The sequence below is a fragment of the Alphaproteobacteria bacterium genome (genome assembly GCA_019746225.1).
In the GTDB taxonomy this organism is placed as follows: domain Bacteria; phylum Pseudomonadota; class Alphaproteobacteria; order Paracaedibacterales; family VGCI01; genus VGCI01.
This window is the reverse complement of the sequence record JAIESE010000046.1, coordinates 1-4,380: the sequence shown is the minus strand read 5'-3', so window position 1 is coordinate 4,380 and position 4,380 is coordinate 1. Positions and strand designations below refer to the sequence as shown.

Sequence of the window (4,380 nt, the reverse complement as noted above, 5' to 3'; positions counted from 1 at the left end):
TAAGCAATATTTTCCAGACCACTTTATGGAACTCGTAAGCGTTATCATAGGCCTTGGAACATCCTATAAAGAACTGGACCAACCCAAGTTAGCCATATCTCATTTCGAGGAAGCTTTAAGAATTTTTGAAAATAAGAGGCAATTGAATCATCCATTGATTGCCAAAATCCTTATTGATTTATCGCATCTCTATCTTCTAAATGGCGACCTTGTAAAGGCCGAAGCTTCCATTCTTGATTCAATTGAGATATCTAAAAACAACTCCTGTCGAGAATCCTTTGCAGCCTTAGAAGTCTTGAGTAACCTATACAAACGAAAGGCCGATCTCGCATCAAGCCAGGGTCATGAGAATGTTTCACAGGAGATGAAAATAATGAGCAGAGCCTATTTAAAAGAAGCTTATGAAGCGGCGAAGAACCGGCTGTCCAAGGACTCTCCACATTTATTAAGACTCTATACAGCATTGATGTCCTAAAAAAAGACCCAACTTTTTCAAAGTTTCACCTCCATCAAAAAACATACCCTCATAAGGAGAAATTGTGATATAAAACAATTCGATAATCTTAAAAGTAGAAAGTATTTATGTTAATGAAGGTTGACTGGAGACCAAGGCGATGAATTTCTCAACGCTTGATCTTGCCTTTTTTTGGGCATATTTACTGATTATTTTAGGCGTTGGCATTCGGGCCAGCAGATCTGTTAAAAATCTTCAAGATTATTCCATTGGGGGGCGCAGTTATTCAGGATTTTTTGTCTTCACAACCCTATCCGCCTCCTTTATTGGAGGGGGTTTATCCATTGGACTGTCCGAGAAAGTTTTTACCCTGGGACTGACGTATGTCCTTGCTGTCTGGGGGTTTAGCTTAAAAGAAATCCTCATTGCTCGTTTCATTGCCCCTCGTATGGGGATTTTTCAAAAAAAGATGTCTGTAGGGGACATCATGGGTCAGCTCTATGGTCAAAATGCTAAAATATTTACAGGAATCGCAGGAGCCTTGGTATGTACTGGTGTTGCTGGAGCACAATTCTGCGCGTTTGGTTACGTCACTCACGTGCTTTTGGGGATTTCTCCATTCTTAGGTATATTGGTTGGTTCCATAGTCGTCATCCTCTATTCCACCTTGGGGGGGATGCGATCCATCGTGATCAATGACACCGTGCATTTTTGCGTCCTAGCGCTGACTTTGCCTCCTGTCGCTTTTTTCGGGCTCCATTATGTGGGCGGCCTTGAGGCGTTATGGGACAAACTTCCTGAGTCCCATGGAAGCATGTTGACCTCGATGTCCTCTCTGACTTTGCTAGGGTGGTTTTTGACTTTCTTCTTTGGTGAAACGTTGGTTCCGCCTTATGTACAACGTTTATTAATTGGGCGAACCGTGCAAGACACAGTCCGTGGAACGTTCTTAAGTGGCTTAATCTCTATTCCCTTTTTCTTTATCATTGGCTTTATTGGTCTTATTGCTGTTGTGATTGCCCCTGATCTCAATGCAAATCTTTCCCTTCCTCATGTTATCCAAACCGTGATGCCTGTTGGCCTGAAAGGACTTGCCATCGTTGGTGTCATGGCAATACTAATGTCTTCAGCTGACTCGTTTTTGAATGCTGCTGCTGTTTCTGTTATCCATGATTTCTGGAAGCCTTTTCGTCAAAAACCTTTTACGGAAAGGTCAGAGCTTTGGCTTACCCGATGTGCTACCTTTGTGATGGGAGCAGGGGGAGGGTTTTTTGCAATGAGATGTGAAAGTGCGGTTGATGCCCTCTTATATGCATATAATTTTTGGACACCGCTTATTTTGGTTCCCCTGGTTGGCGGAATTATGGGGTATAAAGCAAGCCCTCGAACATTTTGGGTCAGCAGCGTCACAGGTGTGTTTGGCATGCTGTCTTGGTCTTTCCTTATTGGTTCTTCAGAAAATTTTGACGCAGCTATTGTTGGTATTGCTGTGAACTTTGTTGCTTACGTAACGCTTCGCCATTTTGAAGAAATTGCTCCCCCAAATTCACTCCCCTCGTCTACAAACAACATTCTACCATAACCCTAAGACCTTCCACCACACAGCGCCGGCGCCAAGCCAAATGATCAGGTTGACAATACTCACCATGAAACCCAAGCCCCACCAAGTGCCAAGGGGCACATAGCCGGACCCATAGAGAACAACGTTGGCGGTTGATCCGTAGTGGGTCATCGAGGAAAATAGGTTGGAACAAAAGCCGAGCACAAGGGCAGCCAGAAGCGGTGGTGTCCCTGCCGTAAGGGAAACAGCCAAGAAGGCGGCATACATCGCTCCAACGTGGGCTGTATTGCTGGCAAAGAAGTAATGGCTATAAAAATAGATGAGAACGATCCCAAGGAATACCAGCTCCCAATCGTAACCCTTAATCATCCCCCCAACACTTCCGCTAAACCAATCAACAAAACCTAACACTTGCAGATACTTGGCCATGGTCACCAAAATGCCGAACCACACAAAGATGTGCCAGGCTTCTTTTTCGTTGAGGACGTCTTCCCAACTCAAAACATTAGTGAGAAGCAGCAAACATACCCCAGCCAAGGCCGTTGTTGTCGGATCAATCGTCCAGCGCGCGCCAAATACCCAGAAAAACAGCATTAGGGAGAAAACCCCAACCATCGTCCATTCTTGATGGGTCATGGGGCCCATTTCCTTTAACTTATCTCGCGCGAGTTGGGTGGCATTCGGATGATGCTTTTCTTCAGGGGGGTAAACAAAGTAAAGAAACAGAGGAATCAATATGCAGCTCAAGAGGCCAGGAACAAGGGCTGCGACAAACCAGTTCGTCCACGTAATATCAACCCCTACTGATTTAGCCATAGATTGTGCCATGGGATTGGCTGCCATGGCTGTCAAAAACATGGCGCTGGTGATCAGGTTTCCTTGGAAACACACTTGGGTTAAATAGGACCCGACCCGTCGTTCCGTTCCGTCTCCCACTCGACTCTCTAAGGATTCCGCGATTGATTTGAGGATGGGGAACATAATCCCACCTGCTCGTGCCCCATTGCTCGGGATAAACGGGGCAATTACCAATTCGGTTGCAACAATTCCATATCCAAGCCCAAGGGTATGTTTGCCCAGGAGCCTTACGAAAAAGTAAGCGATCCGCATGCCGAGCTGGGTCTTAATAAAGGCACGGGCAATGAAAAATACCAGAAGAATCAGCCAAATGACAGGATTCCCAAAGCCACTTAAGGCTTGGGAAAGATCCATATCTTGCACCATCACGGCTGTGACCATACTGATCAAACATACTGCCCCTAAGGGGAGCGGGCGACAAATAAGAGCCAAGATCGTCGCCGTAAAGATGGCAAACAAAGACCACGCCTTGGGGTCCATGCCTGTTGGCAAGGGAATAAGCCATATGGACACCCCCATGAGGATCGGGACAAAAAAACGCCACAACTGCGTCATGGTTCTTTCCTTTTAAATTTAAAGTTGAGCTTTGGATACAAGACCCTTGATATGGATACCCTCATGAAACCTCTGGGCAAAGCAGTCGACAACATTTGGCTCACATTTATTAATCTAGTACCGAATATTAGTCATAGCAAAAATACCACCCTACTGAAAGCAACAAAATTTTAAGAGCTGAATTGTCCAAGAAGACAAAAAAAATCCCCGGCCTTAATTACCGGGGAAGGATAGTGTTCAAATCAGGAGTCGTAATTCAAACACCATAGTCGGAATATGTAAAATCGGAGCCACCTTAGAGTCTATCTTGGGACTCATCTTCCTCATTATTTAATTTTCAACCGTATTTAGTGGCTGAAGATTCAACAATTAAAGAACGCGCTCGATTTACAAAGTAGTATTAATGACAAATAAGTCAATGCTATATTTTAAATATATAAGAAATTGTTTTTATATTTTGTATTTTGTTTTTTAAAAACAACATATTAACATTAAATTCTAAATGAATATATTATTCTAAAAATTGAAAATATCGTAATATCAGTTTTTTTATATTTTTCATTGTTAAAAAATAACATAATTAAAAAACAGCCATTTTCCAAAATTCACTTCTCACGCCAAAAAACAAAATAATGAAAAATACTCTAAGAGTGCCATGAAATCAGTGTTTTTTAACATTTAATTAATATTTTATCTATATCTTGGGGTTATAAACCAGATTATTAAAGGATCGAATCATGGCAAGGCAATCTCGGAAGTCTTCTCCTTTTACTCTCTTTGACAATCCTTTGGGAGTTTCAGAACAGTGGGAAAAATCTTGGAAAAGATTTGCCGATCAAGCCACCAAAAAAATGTCCGAGAATATGGAAAAGCTGGGCATGCCTGGCCTAACAGGTACCGGAAAAATACCATCGTCTCCTGCGGAATGGCAAAAGACTTGGAAAAAGACGGC

General features: G+C 43.0%; 4 protein-coding genes. 3 read left to right on the top strand and 1 reads right to left on the bottom strand.

Annotated features, from left to right (window positions below):
• A partial coding sequence (locus K2Y18_08425) for a tetratricopeptide repeat protein (protein ID MBX9805760.1) occupies window positions 1-475 on the top strand: 475 nt, incomplete at its 5' end.
• 139 nt (window positions 476-614) lie between these two features.
• Window positions 615-2,036: a sodium:solute symporter family protein gene (locus K2Y18_08420; GenBank protein MBX9805759.1), complete on the top strand. Its 1,422-nt coding sequence runs from the start codon at window positions 615-617 to the stop codon at window positions 2,034-2,036.
• Here K2Y18_08420 and K2Y18_08415 read toward each other — a convergent pair.
• Entirely contained in the window at window positions 2,028-3,428 is a 1,401-nt protein-coding gene (locus tag K2Y18_08415; GenBank protein ID MBX9805758.1) for an anion permease, read from the bottom strand. The two genes, K2Y18_08420 and K2Y18_08415, sit on opposite strands and share 9 nt — an antisense overlap.
• A 737-nt stretch (window positions 3,429-4,165) precedes the next feature.
• On the opposite strand from K2Y18_08415, the gene K2Y18_08410 reads away from it, so the two are divergent.
• Window positions 4,166-4,380, top strand: a 215-nt coding sequence (locus K2Y18_08410) for a hypothetical protein (protein MBX9805757.1), incomplete at its 3' end; no start/stop codon positions are given.

Excerpts from the sequence above, each read along its gene's own strand:
- K2Y18_08420 (MBX9805759.1), top strand. The coding sequence starts at position 615 with ATGAATTTCTCAACGCTTGATCTTGCCTTTTTTTGGGCATATTTACTG.
- K2Y18_08415 (MBX9805758.1), bottom strand. The coding sequence starts at position 3,428 with ATGACGCAGTTGTGGCGTTTTTTTGTCCCGATCCTCATGGGGGTGTCC.